The sequence below is a fragment of the Marinobacter sp. 1-3A genome (assembly GCF_016597775.1).
Classification (GTDB): Bacteria; Pseudomonadota; Gammaproteobacteria; order Pseudomonadales; family Oleiphilaceae; genus Marinobacter; species Marinobacter xiaoshiensis.
Genome location: NZ_VCGZ01000020.1, coordinates 1 through 15,666 on the forward strand (window position 1 = coordinate 1; position 15,666 = coordinate 15,666).

Consider the following 15,666-nt stretch of genomic DNA (forward strand, 5'->3'; position numbering starts at 1 on the left):
CGAATGCACTCGCAGAACCTGTGCCCCAAACTTCGTGACATACACGAGTCAGAGCAGCGGTCAGAGTCGTCTTACCATGGTCAACGTGACCAATAGTGCCCACGTTAAGGTGTGGCTTAATACGCTCAAATTTAGATTTAGACACAGTTACACCTCTTCCTGTTTCTTAAGTCCTGGGTATCAACCCTTTTTAATGATTGCTTCGGCGATGTTGTTCGGGGCTTCCGCATACCGCGAAAACTCCATTGCGTAGGACGCGCGACCCTGAGTAGCAGAGCGCAAATCCGTGGCATAACCAAACATTTCCGACAACGGAACCTCGGCGCGAACAATCTTGCCCGCAACACCGTCATCCATACCCTGAATCAGGCCTCGGCGGCGGTTCAAATCACCTACCACGTCACCCATATAGTCTTCAGGTGTTACAACCTCGACTTTCATCATCGGCTCAAGCAGAGCCGGGTTCGCTTCCAGGGCACCCTTCTTCATTGCCATGGAACCCGCGATTTTGAACGCCATTTCGTTGGAGTCCACATCGTGGTATGAACCATCGTACAAGGTTGCCTTGATACCCAGCAGCGGATAGCCGGCCAGACAGCCGTTTTGCATCTGCTCCGAGATACCCTGCTGAACCGCTGGCACATATTCCTTGGGAACTGCACCACCGACGATCTCGTTCACGAAGATAAAGTTCTCAGCACCCTCTTCAAGTGGCAGCGGGTCAATCCTGACCTTTACGTGACCATACTGACCACGACCACCTGACTGGCGAACAAACTTACCTTCGACATCTACCGACTTACGAATGCATTCACGGTACGCGACTTGCGGCTTACCGATATTCGCATCAACCTTAAACTCTCGACGCATACGGTCTACGAGGATATCGAGGTGCAGCTCGCCCATTCCAGAAATAATGGTCTGGCCACTTTCTTCGTCAGTACGCACACGGAAAGAAGGGTCTTCCTGGGCCAGTTTGCCCAGAGCCACACCCATCTTCTCCTGATCTGCCTTGGACTTGGGCTCCACAGCTACCGAGATTACCGGCTCAGGGAAATCCATCCGCTCAAGGATGATCTTGTGGTTCTCGTCACACAAGGTGTCACCAGTAGTGACGCTCTTCAAACCGATCGCAGCTGCGATATCGCCGGCCAGAACTTCCTTGATCTCTTCCCGGTCGTTAGCGTGCATTTGAACCATTCGGCCCACACGCTCTCTTTTACCTTTAACAGAGTTGAATACGGAGTTACCGGATTCGAGCCTGCCGGAGTAAACCCGGAAGAAGGTCAAAGAGCCAACGAACGGATCCGTAGCAATCTTGAACGCCAACGCTGCAAACGGAGCATTGTCGTCAACTGGACGCGTATCCTCGGTGCCTTCGTCGTCGATTTCACCGCGAATGGCTTTAACTTCGTCCGGAGCCGGCAAATACTCGATAACAGCATCAAGAACTGCAGGCACACCCTTGTTCTTGAACGCGGAGCCACAGCAAGCCAGCACGATCTCGTTAGATAGAGTACGAGCACGCAAACCGGCTTTAATCTCTTCTACGGACAATTCGCCGCCTTCGAGATACCGCTCCATAAATTCTTCGTTGGCCTCAGCTGCTGCTTCGACCAGAGCCTCACGGTACTTGGCTACTTCGTCGACCATATCCGCAGGAATTTCATCCTCGCGGTAAGTCATCCCCAAGTCGTCATCACTCCAGTAAATCGCTTTACCGCGAAGCAGATCGACAACACCGGCAAACTGTTCTTCAGAGCCAATAGGCAACTGAAGAGCCACTGGCGTCGCGCCCAGACGGGTCTTGATCTGCTCAACCACGCGCAGGAAGTCTGCACCAGCACGGTCCATCTTGTTGACGAACACCATGCGAGGGACTTCGTACTTGTTAGCCTGACGCCATACGGTCTCAGACTGCGGCTCAACACCGGAGGACCCGCAGAATACAACCACAGCACCATCGAGAACCCGCAGGGAACGCTCAACTTCGATAGTGAAGTCTACGTGCCCCGGGGTATCAATCACGTTGATACGGTGCTCATCAAACTGCTTATCCATACCCTGCCAAAATGTAGTAACAGCGGCAGAGGTGATGGTTATACCACGCTCCTGCTCTTGCTCCATCCAGTCAGTGGTGGACGCGCCATCATGGGTCTCGCCCATTTTGTGGCTACGACCCGTATAGTAAAGAATACGTTCGGTCGTTGTGGTTTTGCCCGCATCAACGTGCGCACAGATACCAATGTTTCTGTAACGTTTAATCGGAGTTTTGCGTGCCACTGTATAAACCTCGGCTGTTTAGAAACGGAAGTGAGAGAACGCTTTGTTAGCATCTGCCATGCGGTGTACGTCTTCACGCTTCTTAACAGCAGCACCTTTGCTGTCAGCTGCATCAAGAATCTCACCTGCAAGACGCTGCGCCATGGATTTCTCGCCGCGCTTCCGTGAAAACTCTACAAGCCAGCGCATTGCCAGCGCGTTCTGACGGGAAGGCCGTACTTCTACAGGCACCTGGTAAGTAGCACCACCGACACGACGGGACTTAACCTCAACCATCGGCTGGATGTTTTCCAGGGCCTTCTCGAACATTTCGATCGGCTCTTCTTTTGATTTCTCGGCAACAATTGTCAGGGCGCCATAAACAATACGCTCTGCAACCGCTTTCTTACCGCTCTCCATCACGTGGTTGATGAACTTGGCAAGACGCGCACTACCGAATTTGGGATCCGGGATAATTTCCCGTTTAGCTGCAACTCTTCTTCTAGGCATCGATAAGCCCTTATTTAATTAAAAGGTCTTCAGGAACCCCTGAGATAGCCGACGGCTACTCAGCCTTACTCTTACCGTTCTGACAAGCAACGATAAAAGACACTCTTTCAGCACATTACGACTTGGGTCGTTTTGCACCGTACTTGGAGCGACCCTGCTTACGGTTCTGTACACCCTGGGTGTCCAGTGTTCCGCGAACAGTGTGATAGCGCACACCCGGAAGGTCTTTTACTCGACCGCCACGGATCAGCACAACACTGTGCTCCTGAAGGTTGTGACCTTCACCACCAATGTATGAGGAAACCTCGAAGCCGTTGGTCAGACGAACACGGCACACTTTACGCAGTGCTGAGTTCGGCTTCTTCGGCGTTGTGGTGTAAACACGAGTGCATACACCACGGCGCTGAGGACAGGCCTGAAGAGCAGGAACGTCGCTCTTGGCTACCTTGCGCTTACGAGGCTTACGCACCAACTGATTAATCGTTGCCATGTAAGCAAACTCCAAAAAACCATATCAATGAAACTTACCCCCAGTAAAAGGGGTAAAATTTAAGGGACGCAAGTTTAAGCCTGCGCCCCCGGACAGTCAAGATGACTGTTCTCTTTTTAACCACCTCCGCATAAGTATCTACACGGAGGTGGCGCACCAAACTCAACCTCCGCGGTTAAGTTCTGCGCTCAGAGCTTCTTCAACATCAGCCGCTGTTACGCCCTGCTGTTCCAGTTCGCGCTTGCGACGACGCTCTGCGTGATAAGCCAAACCGGTTCCCGCTGGAATCAGTCGACCGACCACAACGTTTTCTTTCAGGCCGCGCAAGAAATCGCGCTTGCCGGTTACCGCACCTTCGGTGAGTACCCGGGTTGTTTCCTGGAACGAGGCTGCAGAGATGAACGATTCAGTAGCCAGCGATGCCTTGGTGATACCCAACAGCAAGCGCTCAAATCTTGCCGGTTCTTTATCAGCCGCAATCGCCTTTTCGTTTTCTTCCAGAAGCCTTGTGATCTCAAGCTGATCACCGGACATCAGGGTGGTATCACCCGGATCGGTCACTTCAACCTTACGCAGCATCTGACGAACGATAACCTCAATGTGTTTGTCGTTGATAACAACACCCTGAAGGCGATAAACGTCCTGGATCTCGTTGGTGATGTATCTCGCCAACTCGACCACGCCCAGCAAACGCAAAATGTCGTGCGGGTTAGACGGCCCATCTGAAATCACTTCGCCTTTCTCAACGGTTTCGCCTTCGAAAACGTTCATCTGACGGTGCTTCGGGATCAGCACTTCGTATGGATCTGCATCTTTCGGAGTCAGCACCAGGCGCTTTTTGCCCTTGGTCTCTTTACCGAACGACACTACGCCACTGATCTCGGCAAGAATAGACGATTCCTTGGGACGACGCGCTTCGAACAGGTCAGCAACCCGTGGCAGACCACCGGTGATGTCGCGAGTTTTCGAGCTTGCCTGTGGAATACGTGCTACCACATCACCCAGCTCGATACGTGCGCCATTCGCCATGGTTACCAGGGCATTTGCTGGCATGAAGAAGATCGCTGCGCCACCTGCGGGCAGATCAACGTCATTACCCGCTTCATCAACCATCTGAATGGCCGGGCGAATATCTTTACCCGCAGCTGGACGCTCCTTCGGATCGATGATTTCCATCGTCGACAAGCCGGTGAGCTCATCTGTCTGGGTACGCACGGTGATGCCCTGGTCCATGTTGACGAACTTGGCAATACCTTCTGCTTCCGCGATGATTGGGTGAGTGTGTGGATCCCACTTGGCAACCACTACACCCGCCTCAACTTCATCACCGCTCTTCACTGACAATACAGCGCCGTATGGAAGCTTGTACCACTCCCGCTCACGCCCTTGGTCATCAGCAATTGCCAAAGCAGATGAACGGGATATAACTACCAGCGAACCATCTGACCTCTGGAGAGACTTCAGGTTATGCAGGCGAACAGTACCGCCATGCTTTACCTGGACATTATCTACTGCTGATGCCCGACTGGCCGCACCACCGATGTGGAAGGTACGCATCGTAAGCTGGGTTCCCGGCTCACCGATAGACTGGGCAGCAATAACACCCACTGCCTCACCAACGTTAACGCGGTGACCACGAGCCAGATCGCGACCATAGCACTTGGAGCAAATGCCGTGGCGAGTTTCACAGGTAATCGCAGAGCGAACCCAGACCTCATCCACACCAGCGCCTTCGAGCTCTTCAATCGTCTTCTCGTCCAGCAAAGTGCCGGCTGCAACTACGGCGTTGTCCTTATCGGTAGGAGTGAAGGTATCCCGGGCAGTAACACGACCCAGTACACGATCACCCAGAGGTACAACTACGTCACCGCCTTCGATGTGCGGCGTCATCAACAGACCTTCTTCTGTACCGCAATCCTCTTCGGTAACAACGAGATCCTGTGAGACGTCAACCAAGCGGCGAGTCAGATAACCGGAGTTGGCCGTTTTCAGTGCCGTATCCGCCAGACCCTTACGAGCACCGTGAGTCGAGATAAAGTACTGAAGTACGTTCAGGCCTTCACGGAAGTTCGCGGTGATTGGCGTTTCAATGATCGAGCCATCCGGCTTTGCCATCAAACCACGCATACCAGCGAGCTGACGAATCTGGGCTGCAGAGCCTCGAGCGCCGGAGTCCGCCATCATGTAGACGGAGTTGAAAGACTCCTGCATCAGGTTTTCGCCATCTTCGCCTTTAACGGGATTGCCGTCAGGGCCGATAACTTTCTCTTTGGAGAGTCGCTGCATCATGGCCTTGGAGACCTTGTCGTTAGCGCGCGACCAGATATCGATAACCTTGTTGTACTTCTCACCCTGCGTAAGCAGACCTGAAGCGTACTGGTTTTCAATATCCTTCACTTCATCAGAGGCGGCATCGACCAGCTCATACTTCTCTGGCGGAATTTCGAAGTCGTTGAAACCGATCGAAATACCAGAAACCGTCGCGTAGTGATAACCCATGTACATGAGCTGATCTGCGAAGATAACTGTTTCTTTCAAACCGGCATCCCGGTAACAGGTGTTGATCAGGTTCGAGATCGCCTTCTTGACCATGGGCTTATTCACCAGGTCGTAAGAAAGGCCGTCAGGAACAATATCAAACAGAAGTGCGCGACCAACCGTAGTGTCCACGATCTTGTATTCTTCAGTGCGCTCGCCACCCTCAAGAATGGCAACTTCCTTCACACGCACCTTAACCATGGCCTGCAGATCAACTTTGCCAGCGCCGTAGGCACGATGAGCTTCTTTGATGTCCGCAAAGACCATGCCCTCACCGAGCGCACTTTTGCGCTCACGGGTCATGTAATAGAGCCCAAGCACCACGTCCTGGGACGGAACAATGATAGGCTCACCGTTCGCGGGCGACAGGATGTTGTTGGTAGACATCATCAGCGCACGAGCTTCCAACTGCGCTTCCAGCGTCAACGGTACGTGTACCGCCATCTGGTCACCGTCGAAGTCGGCGTTATAGGCGGCACAAACCAAGGGGTGCAACTGAATTGCCTTACCCTCGATCAGTACCGGCTCAAATGCCTGAATACCCAAGCGGTGCAGAGTTGGAGCACGGTTGAGCATGATCGGGTGCTGACGAATAACTTCGTCCAGGATATCCCAAACAACGCCTTCTTCGCGCTCAACCATCTTCTTGGCAGCTTTGATCGTTGTGGCCAGACCACGATGCTCAAGTTTGGAGAAAATGAACGGCTTGAACAGCTCCAACGCCATTTTCTTTGGTAGACCGCACTGATGCAGGCGTAGAGAAGGACCAACAACAATTACCGAGCGGCCAGAATAGTCTACTCGCTTACCCAGCAGGTTCTGACGGAACCGACCCTGTTTACCCTTGATCATGTCAGCAAGGGACTTGAGCGGGCGCTTGTTTGTGCCGGTAATGGCACGACCGCGGCGACCGTTGTCCAGCAGAGCATCAACCGCTTCCTGTAGCATGCGCTTTTCGTTACGCACGATGATGTCGGGAGCATTCAGCTCAAGCAGTCGCTTGAGACGGTTGTTGCGGTTGATTACCCGGCGATACAAGTCGTTAAGATCTGATGTTGCAAAACGACCCCCATCAAGCGGCACCAGCGGGCGCAAGTCAGGCGGAAGAACCGGCAACACTGTCATTACCATGTCGCCCGGCTTGTTGCCGGAATACAAAAAGGCCTCAAGAATTTTCAGGCGCTTGTTGAACTTTTTGATCTTGGTTTCGGAGTTCGTCTGGGGTATTTCTTCCCGCAGTGCGTCAACCTGCTCCTGAAGATCAATCCCTTCGAGCAGCTCTTTAACGGCTTCAGCACCCATGCGGGCATCAAACTCGTCACCAAACTCTTCGAGTGCTTCGTAGTACTGCTCATCGTTCAGCAGTTGTCCGCGCTCAAGCGTGGTCATACCCGGGTCGATTACAATAAACGACTCAAAGTAAAGTACACGCTCGATATCACGCAGTGTCATGTCCAGCATCAGGCCGATACGGGACGGAAGTGACTTCAGGAACCATATATGAGCGACCGGGCTGGCCAACTCGATATGGGCCATGCGCTCACGACGTACGCTTGCCAGCGCAACTTCAACACCACACTTCTCGCAGATAACTCCGCGATGCTTGAGGCGTTTGTATTTGCCGCACAGACACTCATAGTCCTTGATCGGGCCGAAAATTTTGGCACAAAAAAGACCGTCACGCTCAGGCTTGAACGTACGGTAGTTGATGGTCTCAGGCTTCTTAACTTCACCAAAGGACCAGGACCGGATCATTTCCGGTGATGCCAACCCAATACGGATAGCATCAAATTCCTTGCTTTGGTTCTGGCTCTTGAGAAGATTCAGCAAATCTTTCATCAGTAAAAGCTCCGGATGGCGTTAATCTCGGGCGGGCACACCAAGTGCCCGCTCACGCTGCCAAAAACAATTCGGCTCACTCAGATTCCAGCTCGATGTCGATACCCAGCGAACGGATCTCCTTGACAAGAACGTTGAAGGACTCCGGCATGCCGGGCTCCATCCGATGGTCACCATCGACAATATTCTTGTACATCTTGGTCCGACCGTTCACGTCATCAGACTTAACGGTAAGCATTTCCTGCAGCGTATACGCTGCACCGTAAGCCTCGAGGGCCCACACTTCCATCTCACCGAAACGCTGACCACCGAACTGAGCCTTACCACCCAACGGCTGTTGGGTAACCAGGCTATAGGAACCGGTGGAACGGGCGTGCATCTTGTCATCGATCAGGTGGTTGAGCTTGAGGATATACATATACCCTACTGTCACCGGGCGATCGAAGGCGTCTCCTGTACGACCATCGTACAGCTTGGTCTGACCAGTAGTACTTAGACCCGCCAATTCGAGCATGTGCTTGACTTCAAATTCCTCGGCGCCATCAAAAACCGGCGTAGCCATAGGAACACCGCCACGCAGGTTATGGCACATTTCAAGGATTTCTTTGTCAGTCAAAGAGTCCAGGTCCACCTTGAACACTTCATCAGAGTGGTTGTAGATCTGATCAAGAAGCTTGCGCAGCTCGGCCACCTTGCGCTGCTCATCCAGCATTTTGCTGATGCGCTCACCCAAGCCTTTGGCCGCTGCTCCCAAGTGGGTCTCAAGCACCTGCCCGACGTTCATCCGCGAAGGAACACCCAGCGGGTTCAGCACGATATCAACGGTATTGCCGAACTCGTCGTAAGGCATGTCTTCAATCGGCATAACTGCCGAGATAACACCTTTGTTACCGTGACGACCGGCCATCTTGTCACCTGGCTGGATACGACGCTTGATCGCAAGGTAAACCTTGACGATTTTCAGCACGCCCGGAGCCAGATCATCGCCCTGCTGAAGCTTGCCCTTCTTGTCGTCAAAGCGCGCTTCGTGTTCTTTAACGCGCTCTTCAAGGCCCTGCTCGGACTTCTCGAGAAGCTCATTCAGGCTCTCATCCTGCATACGCAGCTTGAACCAGTCTGAGCGTGGCAACTCAGTCAGGTACCCCTCGTCGAGGGTTGCACCTTTCTTCAGGCCAGGACCACTGATGACTTGCTGTCCCTTCAGTGCATTCAGCAAACGCTCGAAAGTGGCACCCTCTACAATTCGGTACTCGTCTTTCAGGTCTTTGCGGTACTGGTTCAGCTGCTCTTTCTCAATAGACTGAGCACGCTGATCTTTCTCGATGCCATCGCGGGTAAAGACCTGCACATCGATTACAGTACCGCGGGTGCCTGTTGGCACACGGGAGGAGGTGTCTTTTACATCAGACGCCTTCTCACCAAAGATAGCCCTCAGCAGTTTTTCCTCTGGAGTCAGCTGAGTCTCACCTTTCGGTGTTACCTTGCCTACCAGGATATCGCCGGCACCTACCTCAGCACCAATGTAAACAATACCGGACTCATCCAACTTGGACAGCGCGCTTTCACCAACGTTTGGAATGTCCGCAGTGATTTCTTCGCTACCCAGCTTTGTATCGCGAGCCACACAGGTCAATTCCTGGATGTGGATGGTGGTCAGGCGGTCTTCCTGAACCACTTTCTCGGAGATAAGGATGGAATCCTCAAAGTTGTAACCATTCCAGGGCATAAATGCGATGCGCATGTTTTGCCCCAGAGCCAGCTCACCAAGATCGACGGAAGGTCCGTCTGCCAACACGTCACCACGGGCAACTTCATCACCCTGGCGAACAATTGAACGCTGATTAATACAGGTGTTCTGGTTCGAGCGGGTGTACTTGGTGAGGTTATAAATATCCACACCGGCATCACCAGCTTCGGTCTCTTCGTTGTTCACACGCACCACGATACGGGCCGCATCGACACTCTCGATGACACCCCCACGACGTGCCGTCACACAAACACCAGAGTCCTGAGCAACGGTACGCTCAACGCCAGTACCTACCAGAGGCACCTGCGAACGCAGTGTCGGAACAGCCTGTCGCTGCATGTTCGCACCCATCAAGGCACGGTTAGCATCATCGTGTTCAAGGAACGGAATTAACGAAGCAGCAACAGAAACAACCTGGCGTGGAGACACGTCCATGAAGTTAACGCTTTCAGGAGGCATAACCGTAGTTTCGTTCTGGTGACGTACAGTTACCAGTTCATCCTGCAGGCGTTTGCCTTCGTCCATAGCCGCACTGGCCTGAGCGATAACGTAGTTGCTCTCTTCGATAGCTGACAGGTAAACCAGCTCATCGGTCACTACGCCGTCAATAACCTTTCTGTATGGGCTCTCAAGGAAGCCATAAGAGTTGGCACGAGCATATGTTGCCAAGGAGTTGATCAGTCCAATGTTTGGACCCTCCGGGGTCTCGATCGGACACACTCGGCCATAGTGGGTCGGGTGTACGTCTCGAACCTCAAAGCCTGCACGCTCACGAGTCAGACCGCCAGGCCCAAGAGCCGAGATACGGCGCTTGTGAGTCACTTCAGACAGCGGGTTGTTCTGATCCATAAACTGGGACAGCTGGCTTGAGCCAAAGAACTCCTTAACTGCCGCTGCAACCGGCTTGGCGTTGATCAGATCCTGCGGCATCAAGCCTTCGCTTTCTGCAAGGCTCAGGCGCTCACGAACCGCACGCTCTACACGAACGAGACCAACGCGGAACTGGTTCTCTGCCATTTCACCGACACAACGCACGCGACGGTTACCCAGGTTATCAATATCGTCAACTGTGCCCTGACCGTTACGGATATCGATCAGAGTCTTAAGGACATCAATGATGTCTTCGTGAGTCAGCGTACCTTCGCCTGTGCTTTCTTCGCGGCGCAGACGACGGTTGAGCTTCATCCGGCCAACGGCAGACAGGTCATAACGCTCTTCGGAGAAGAAGAGGTTATTGAACAGATTCTCTGCCGAATCTTTGGTGGGTGGCTCCCCGGGACGCATCATCCGGTAAATTTCCACCAAAGCTTCCAATGGGCTGCGGGTCGGGTCGATACGCAGGGTATCGGACATAAACGGACCGCAATCCAGGTCGTTGGTATAAAGAGTCTCGATCTCAGTGACGCCAGCATCGAGAATCTTGGCAACAACTTCTTCACTGAGCTCAGTATTACACTCAACCAGCACTTCACCGCTGGCCTTATCGATCATATCCTTGGCCAGAACACGGCCGTACAGATACTCAGTGGGAACCTCAAGTTCATTAATGCCTGCTTTTTCCAGCTGTTTGATGTGGCGCGCCGTTATACGGCGACCTTCTTCAACAATCAGCTTGCCATCGTTGTCCTTGATATCAAAAGTCGCGATATCACCACGAAGGCGGCTTGGCACCAACTCCAGCTTGCATGTTTCAGCGCCCAGAGTGAACTTGCTGGTATCAAAGAACATCGCGAGCATTTGCTCAGACGTATAACCAAGCGAGCGCAATAGGATTGAAGCCGGCAATTTGCGTCGACGGTCAATCCGAACGAAAACAGCGTCCTTTGGATCGAATTCGAAATCGAGCCAGGAACCACGGTAAGGAATCACCCGGGCTGAATAAAGCAGCTTGCCGGATGAATGGGTTTTACCTTTGTCATGGTCAAAGAACACACCGGGAGAGCGGTGGAGCTGGGAAACGATAACACGCTCAGTACCGTTGATAACGAAGGTACCATTTTCAGTCATCAAGGGCATTTCGCCCATGTAGACTTCCTGTTCTTTGATGTCCTTGATCGCCTTGTTGGACGATTCCTTATCATAAATGATAAGGCGAACTTTCACTCTCAGCGGCGCCGCGTATGTTACGCCCCTAAGCTGGCATTCCTTAACATCGAATACAGGCTCACCAATGCGGTAGCTCACATATTCGAGTGCTGCATTGCCAGAATAGCTGGCAATCGGGAATACGGATTTGAATGCTGCATGAAGACCGGTTTCCCGACGATCTCCAGGTGCGGCTTCCATTTGCAGGAAGTCCCGAAATGAATCCAGCTGAATAGACAGCAAATAGGGGACATCCATCACGGAAGGCAATTTACTAAAATCTTTGCGAATCCGCTTTTTTTCAGTGTAGGAGTAAGTCATCTGCATTCCCCAGCTTTAGACCTGATACCTGGTATCAAGAAGCAACCAATGTTCTGCTTCGGGGCCGAATTGCTCGGCTTATCGCGCCGTCTTGAACGAAGACCCTGGCAAACGTTTGCAGATCCAAACAAACCTGCATCCGAGTACCAGACTCTATAGCATATACAACAGAAAAAGGCCGGTGGCACAAAGCCACCAGCCTGTCTGCGCTTAAAGCGCAGTTTCGATCAACAGCCGACCCTTACTTAAGCTCAACAGAAGCGCCTGCTTCCTCAAGCTTCTTTTTAGCTTCTTCTGCGTCAGCCTTGCTCGCTGCTTCCTTGATAGTGGAAGGCGCGCCGTCAACCAGTTCTTTAGCTTCTTTCAGACCCAGACCGGTCAGTTCACGAACAGCCTTGATAACGTTAACTTTCTTCTCGCCAACGCCAGTCAGAACAATATCAAACTCAGTCTGCTCTTCAGCAGCGGCAGCGTCGCCACCAGCAGCTGCAGGTGCAGCAGCAACAGCAGCAGCGGCAGATACGCCGAACTTCTCTTCCATTGCTTCAACCAGCGCAACAACATCCATTACGCTCATTTCTGCAATTGCATTCAAAATATCGTCTTTAGACAGAGCCATGACTTTCTCCCAAAAAAATAAATATGGTGTTCAACAGAATCAAGCAGCTTCTTGCTTCTGGTCTCGAACTGCCGCAACGGCGCGGGTCACTTTCGAAGGAACTTCGTTCAGTGTCCGTGCCAGCTTGGTGATTGGTGCCTGTGTTACCGCAGCCAGCATCGTCAACGCTTCGTGACGTGTTGGCAGCTTGGCAAGACGATCGATCTGGTCTGCGCCCATCAGCTCACCGCCGACTGCCAGTCCTTTAATCTCGAATGCGTCTTTCTCTTTAGCAAAATCCTTAAGCAGGCGTGCAGCCGCTCCCGGATCTTCCATTGAGAATGCCAGAATGGTAGGGCCGACCAGAGCCTCATCAATGCACTCAAACTCTGTGCCACGAATAGCGATCTTCGCCAGGTTGTTACGAACAACCTTGAGACGCACATTTTCGGCACGAGCTTTGGCACGCAGAGCCGTCATATCACCAGAGGTGACACCACGGTAGTCAGCCAGAACCACAGACAGAGCACCACCGGCAGTCTCGTTGACTTCAGCGACGATCGCTTTCTTGTCTTCGAGTCTAATTGCCACTGGATTTCTCCTCGATTTCGCCAGGGGTATTCCCGGCAAACCCATCATTGCCCTGGAAGCCTGATATACAAGGCTTCCTATGGGCGCCTTAACGGTGTTTGGGTTCAGAGAGAACGTCTTCACACCGTCTGCGCAGGCGTTGCTTTAACCCTTCCAGCCAAAAGACTTCAGGGGCCTGCGGTCTTTGACAGCCTTGGCTTCCGCCCAGACTACAAAGTAACTACCGATCAAAAGATCAGATATCAAGACCGCTTTGATCGATAGTCAGGCCAGGACCCATCGTTGACGAGAGAGTGATCTTCTTGAGATACACACCTTTCGCCGAGGACGGCTTGGCCTTTTTCAGATCTGCTACCAGAGCCTCAAGGTTTTCCTTGATGTTCTGGGCAGAGAATTCGACATTACCTAACGGCGAATGGATGATACCATTCTTGTCCGTGCGGTAGCGCACCTGACCCGCTTTGGCGTTTTTGACTGCAGTCTCAACGTCAGGGGTAACAGTACCTACTTTCGGGTTAGGCATCAGGCCACGAGGACCCAGGATCTGACCGAGCTGACCAACAACACGCATGGCATCCGGGGTGGCAATTACCACGTCGAAGTCCATGTTTCCTTTCTTAACTTCTTCAGCAAGATCATCCATACCGACAATGTCGGCGCCAGCAGCAGTCGCTTTCTCAGCGTTTGCACCCTGAGTAAATACTGCAACGCGGACAGTTTTACCTGTACCGTGCGGCAACACAGTGCTGCTACGAACAACCTGGTCAGATTTACGTGCGTCAACACCAAGATTGATTGCAACGTCTACTGATTCTTTGAACTTTACGCTTTGCCCCAGCTCGACCAGCAGTGATACCGCTTCGTCTACAGAGTAAGAACGCGTCGACTCAACCTTCGAGCGAATAAGCTTCTGACGCTTGCTCATTTTAGACATGTTACACGCCCTCCACGGTGAGGCCCATGCTGCGGGCAGTTCCAGCAATGGTGCGAACCGCTGCATCCATATCGGCAGCAGTCAGATCTGGCTCTTTGGTCTTGGCAATTTCTTCGAGCTGCTCGCGAGTCACCTTGCCAACCTTTTCGGTATTCGGACGACCAGATCCACTCTTGACACCAGCAGCCTTCTTGAGAAGAACAGGTGCAGGCGGGGTCTTGGTAACAAATGTGAAACTACGGTCGCTGTAAACAGTAATAACTGTAGGAATCGGCAAACCGGCTTCCATATCCTGGGTCTTTGCGTTAAACGCTTTACAAAACTCCATGATATTAACACCACGCTGACCCAGAGCAGGGCCTACGGGGGGGCTCGGGTTGGCCTTACCGGCAGCAACCTGAAGCTTGATATATGCTTCTATCTTTTTAGCCATGATAGTACTCCTATGGGTTCAAACGCCTTTCGGCTCCCCGTTGCAGACACAAAAAGCCCGCGACGCCTTAGCGCGCGAGCCTTCCGGTTTTAAAGCTACCGATCAGTCTTTCTCGACCTGCCCGAACTCCAATTCAACCGGAGTTGAGCGGCCGAAAATCAGAACAGCAACCTTGACCCGACTCTTGCCGTAGTCAACTTCTTCCACAACGCCATTGAAGTCAGCAAACGGACCTTCAATAACGCGAACAACTTCGCCTGGCTCAAACAACGTCTTCGGCTTGGGCTTGTCAGCACCGCTTTCAACGCGACGCAGAATAGCTTCAGCTTCCCGCTCGGTAATCGGAGCAGGCTTATCCTTGGTTCCACCGATAAAACCAAGCACACGAGGCGTATTCTTTACAAGGTGCCAAGTGCCGTCATCCATTTCCATTTGCACGAGAACGTATCCAGGATAAAACTTGCGCTCACTTTTGCGCTTCTTCCCATCACGCATCTCAACAACTTCTTCGGTAGGAACCAGGATCTCACCGAACCTGTCCTCCATACCCTCAAGCGCTATGCGCTCGATGAGAGTGCGCATCACGTGCTTTTCGTAGCCAGAATATGCATGAACCACGTACCAGCGCTTAGCCATTGCCCACTCCTGTTAACCTATGAATCCGGCGACCAGCCAGCTGATTATGGAGTCCATACCCCACAACAACAGAGACACAACCAGCACAAAAACCACAACAATAATCGTGGTCTGAACCAGCTCTGGCCTAGTGGGCCATACCACCTTCCGGATCTCGACACGAGCTTCTTTCAGAAGAGTCGCGAAACGCCGACCACGCGTCGTTTGCAAAGCCACAAGAGCTGCAACGATAGCGAGTACAACAAGAGCCAGAACCCGATACAGCAAAGACTCGGCGCTGAAATACTGATTACCGACAACACCAACGGCGATCAGCACGAACACAACTAACCACTTCACTACATCGAAGCGACTGTTTGATTGAACAGCTTTTGACTCCATGGGAATCAACTTATGTATCCGGATGTTAGAAAAATGGCAGGCCAGGAGGGAATCGAACCCCCAACCTGCGGTTTTGGAGACCGCTGCTCTGCCAATTGAGCTACTGGCCTGCACCGAAACTACTCAGTGCACTTTCTATCAAACGCGCCACAAGGGCGCGCTTGGTACTCGGGTAATATATTACTCGATGATCTTGGCGACTACGCCGGCACCAACGGTACGACCGCCTTCGCGAATCGCGAAGCGCAGGCCATCTTCCATGGCGATCGGAGCAATCAACGTTACTTCCATCTGAACGTTG

Annotated in this window: 12 protein-coding genes, 1 tRNA gene and 1 pseudogene; all 14 read right to left on the reverse strand. The window is 52.5% G+C overall.

All coding sequences use genetic code 11. The features are described from left to right. Nucleotides 1-145, reverse strand: a 145-nt coding sequence (locus FE848_RS18185; protein ID WP_227715045.1) for a GTP-binding protein, incomplete at its 3' end; no start/stop codon positions are given. A 35-nt stretch (nucleotides 146-180) separates the two neighbouring features. After that, complete coding sequence (gene fusA / locus FE848_RS18190; protein ID WP_200205286.1) at nucleotides 181-2,283, reverse strand: elongation factor G; 2,103 nt, start codon at nucleotides 2,281-2,283, stop codon at nucleotides 181-183. Nucleotides 2,284-2,301: 18 nt separating this feature from the next. Beyond that, nucleotides 2,302-2,772 (reverse strand): 30S ribosomal protein S7, encoded by a 471-nt coding sequence (rpsG, locus tag FE848_RS18195; protein WP_200205292.1) that lies wholly within the window; start codon nucleotides 2,770-2,772, stop codon nucleotides 2,302-2,304. 115 nt (nucleotides 2,773-2,887) lie between these two features. Then, nucleotides 2,888-3,262 carry a 30S ribosomal protein S12 gene (gene rpsL / locus FE848_RS18200; RefSeq protein WP_012139854.1) on the reverse strand — a complete coding sequence of 125 codons (375 nt, stop codon included), beginning with the start codon at nucleotides 3,260-3,262 and terminating at the stop codon, nucleotides 2,888-2,890. A 162-nt stretch (nucleotides 3,263-3,424) separates the two neighbouring features. Further along, nucleotides 3,425-7,639 (reverse strand): DNA-directed RNA polymerase subunit beta', encoded by a 4,215-nt coding sequence (gene rpoC, locus FE848_RS18205; RefSeq protein ID WP_200205295.1) that lies wholly within the window; start codon nucleotides 7,637-7,639, stop codon nucleotides 3,425-3,427. Between the two features lie 76 nt (nucleotides 7,640-7,715). Then, nucleotides 7,716-11,792: a DNA-directed RNA polymerase subunit beta gene (gene rpoB / locus FE848_RS18210; RefSeq protein WP_200205297.1), complete on the reverse strand. Its 4,077-nt coding sequence runs from the start codon at nucleotides 11,790-11,792 to the stop codon at nucleotides 7,716-7,718. Nucleotides 11,793-12,033: 241 nt separating this feature from the next. After that, on the reverse strand, nucleotides 12,034-12,411 hold the full coding sequence (rplL, locus tag FE848_RS18215) for a 50S ribosomal protein L7/L12 (protein WP_200205299.1): 378 nt from the start codon (nucleotides 12,409-12,411) through the stop codon (nucleotides 12,034-12,036). A 39-nt stretch (nucleotides 12,412-12,450) separates the two neighbouring features. Then, nucleotides 12,451-12,981: a 50S ribosomal protein L10 gene (rplJ, locus tag FE848_RS18220; RefSeq protein WP_200205301.1), complete on the reverse strand. Its 531-nt coding sequence runs from the start codon at nucleotides 12,979-12,981 to the stop codon at nucleotides 12,451-12,453. A 235-nt stretch (nucleotides 12,982-13,216) separates the two neighbouring features. Next, nucleotides 13,217-13,915 carry a 50S ribosomal protein L1 gene (gene rplA, locus FE848_RS18225; RefSeq protein ID WP_200205303.1) on the reverse strand — a complete coding sequence of 233 codons (699 nt, stop codon included), beginning with the start codon at nucleotides 13,913-13,915 and terminating at the stop codon, nucleotides 13,217-13,219. A 1-nt stretch (nucleotide 13,916) separates the two neighbouring features. Then, a complete protein-coding gene (gene rplK / locus FE848_RS18230; protein ID WP_200205305.1) occupies nucleotides 13,917-14,348 on the reverse strand; it encodes a 50S ribosomal protein L11 in 432 nt (143 codons plus the stop codon). Between the two features lie 102 nt (nucleotides 14,349-14,450). Next, nucleotides 14,451-14,984 (reverse strand): transcription termination/antitermination protein NusG, encoded by a 534-nt coding sequence (gene nusG, locus FE848_RS18235; protein ID WP_200205307.1) that lies wholly within the window; start codon nucleotides 14,982-14,984, stop codon nucleotides 14,451-14,453. A gap of 12 nt (nucleotides 14,985-14,996) precedes the next feature. Beyond that, nucleotides 14,997-15,365 (reverse strand): preprotein translocase subunit SecE, encoded by a 369-nt coding sequence (gene secE / locus FE848_RS18240; protein ID WP_200205309.1) that lies wholly within the window; start codon nucleotides 15,363-15,365, stop codon nucleotides 14,997-14,999. 34 nt (nucleotides 15,366-15,399) lie between these two features. Further along, a tRNA-Trp gene (locus tag FE848_RS18245) sits at nucleotides 15,400-15,475 on the reverse strand. Nucleotides 15,476-15,545: 70 nt separating this feature from the next. Then, a pseudogene (locus tag FE848_RS18250) lies at nucleotides 15,546-15,666 on the reverse strand (elongation factor Tu); the annotation flags it as partial.

Bases quoted from the DNA above. Each gene is read 5' to 3' on its own strand.
- rpoC (WP_200205295.1), bottom strand. From the start codon at position 7,639: ATGAAAGATTTGCTGAATCTTCTCAAGAGCCAGAACCAAAGCAAGGAA.
- rpsG (WP_200205292.1), bottom strand. From the start codon at position 2,772: ATGCCTAGAAGAAGAGTTGCAGCTAAACGGGAAATTATCCCGGATCCC.
- rplK (WP_200205305.1), bottom strand. From the start codon at position 14,348: ATGGCTAAAAAGATAGAAGCATATATCAAGCTTCAGGTTGCTGCCGGT.
- rplL (WP_200205299.1), bottom strand. From the start codon at position 12,411: ATGGCTCTGTCTAAAGACGATATTTTGAATGCAATTGCAGAAATGAGC.
- nusG (WP_200205307.1), bottom strand. From the start codon at position 14,984: ATGGCTAAGCGCTGGTACGTGGTTCATGCATATTCTGGCTACGAAAAG.
- rpoB (WP_200205297.1), bottom strand. From the start codon at position 11,792: ATGACTTACTCCTACACTGAAAAAAAGCGGATTCGCAAAGATTTTAGT.
- secE (WP_200205309.1), bottom strand. From the start codon at position 15,365: ATGGAGTCAAAAGCTGTTCAATCAAACAGTCGCTTCGATGTAGTGAAG.
- rplA (WP_200205303.1), bottom strand. From the start codon at position 13,915: ATGTCTAAAATGAGCAAGCGTCAGAAGCTTATTCGCTCGAAGGTTGAG.
- rpsL (WP_012139854.1), bottom strand. From the start codon at position 3,262: ATGGCAACGATTAATCAGTTGGTGCGTAAGCCTCGTAAGCGCAAGGTA.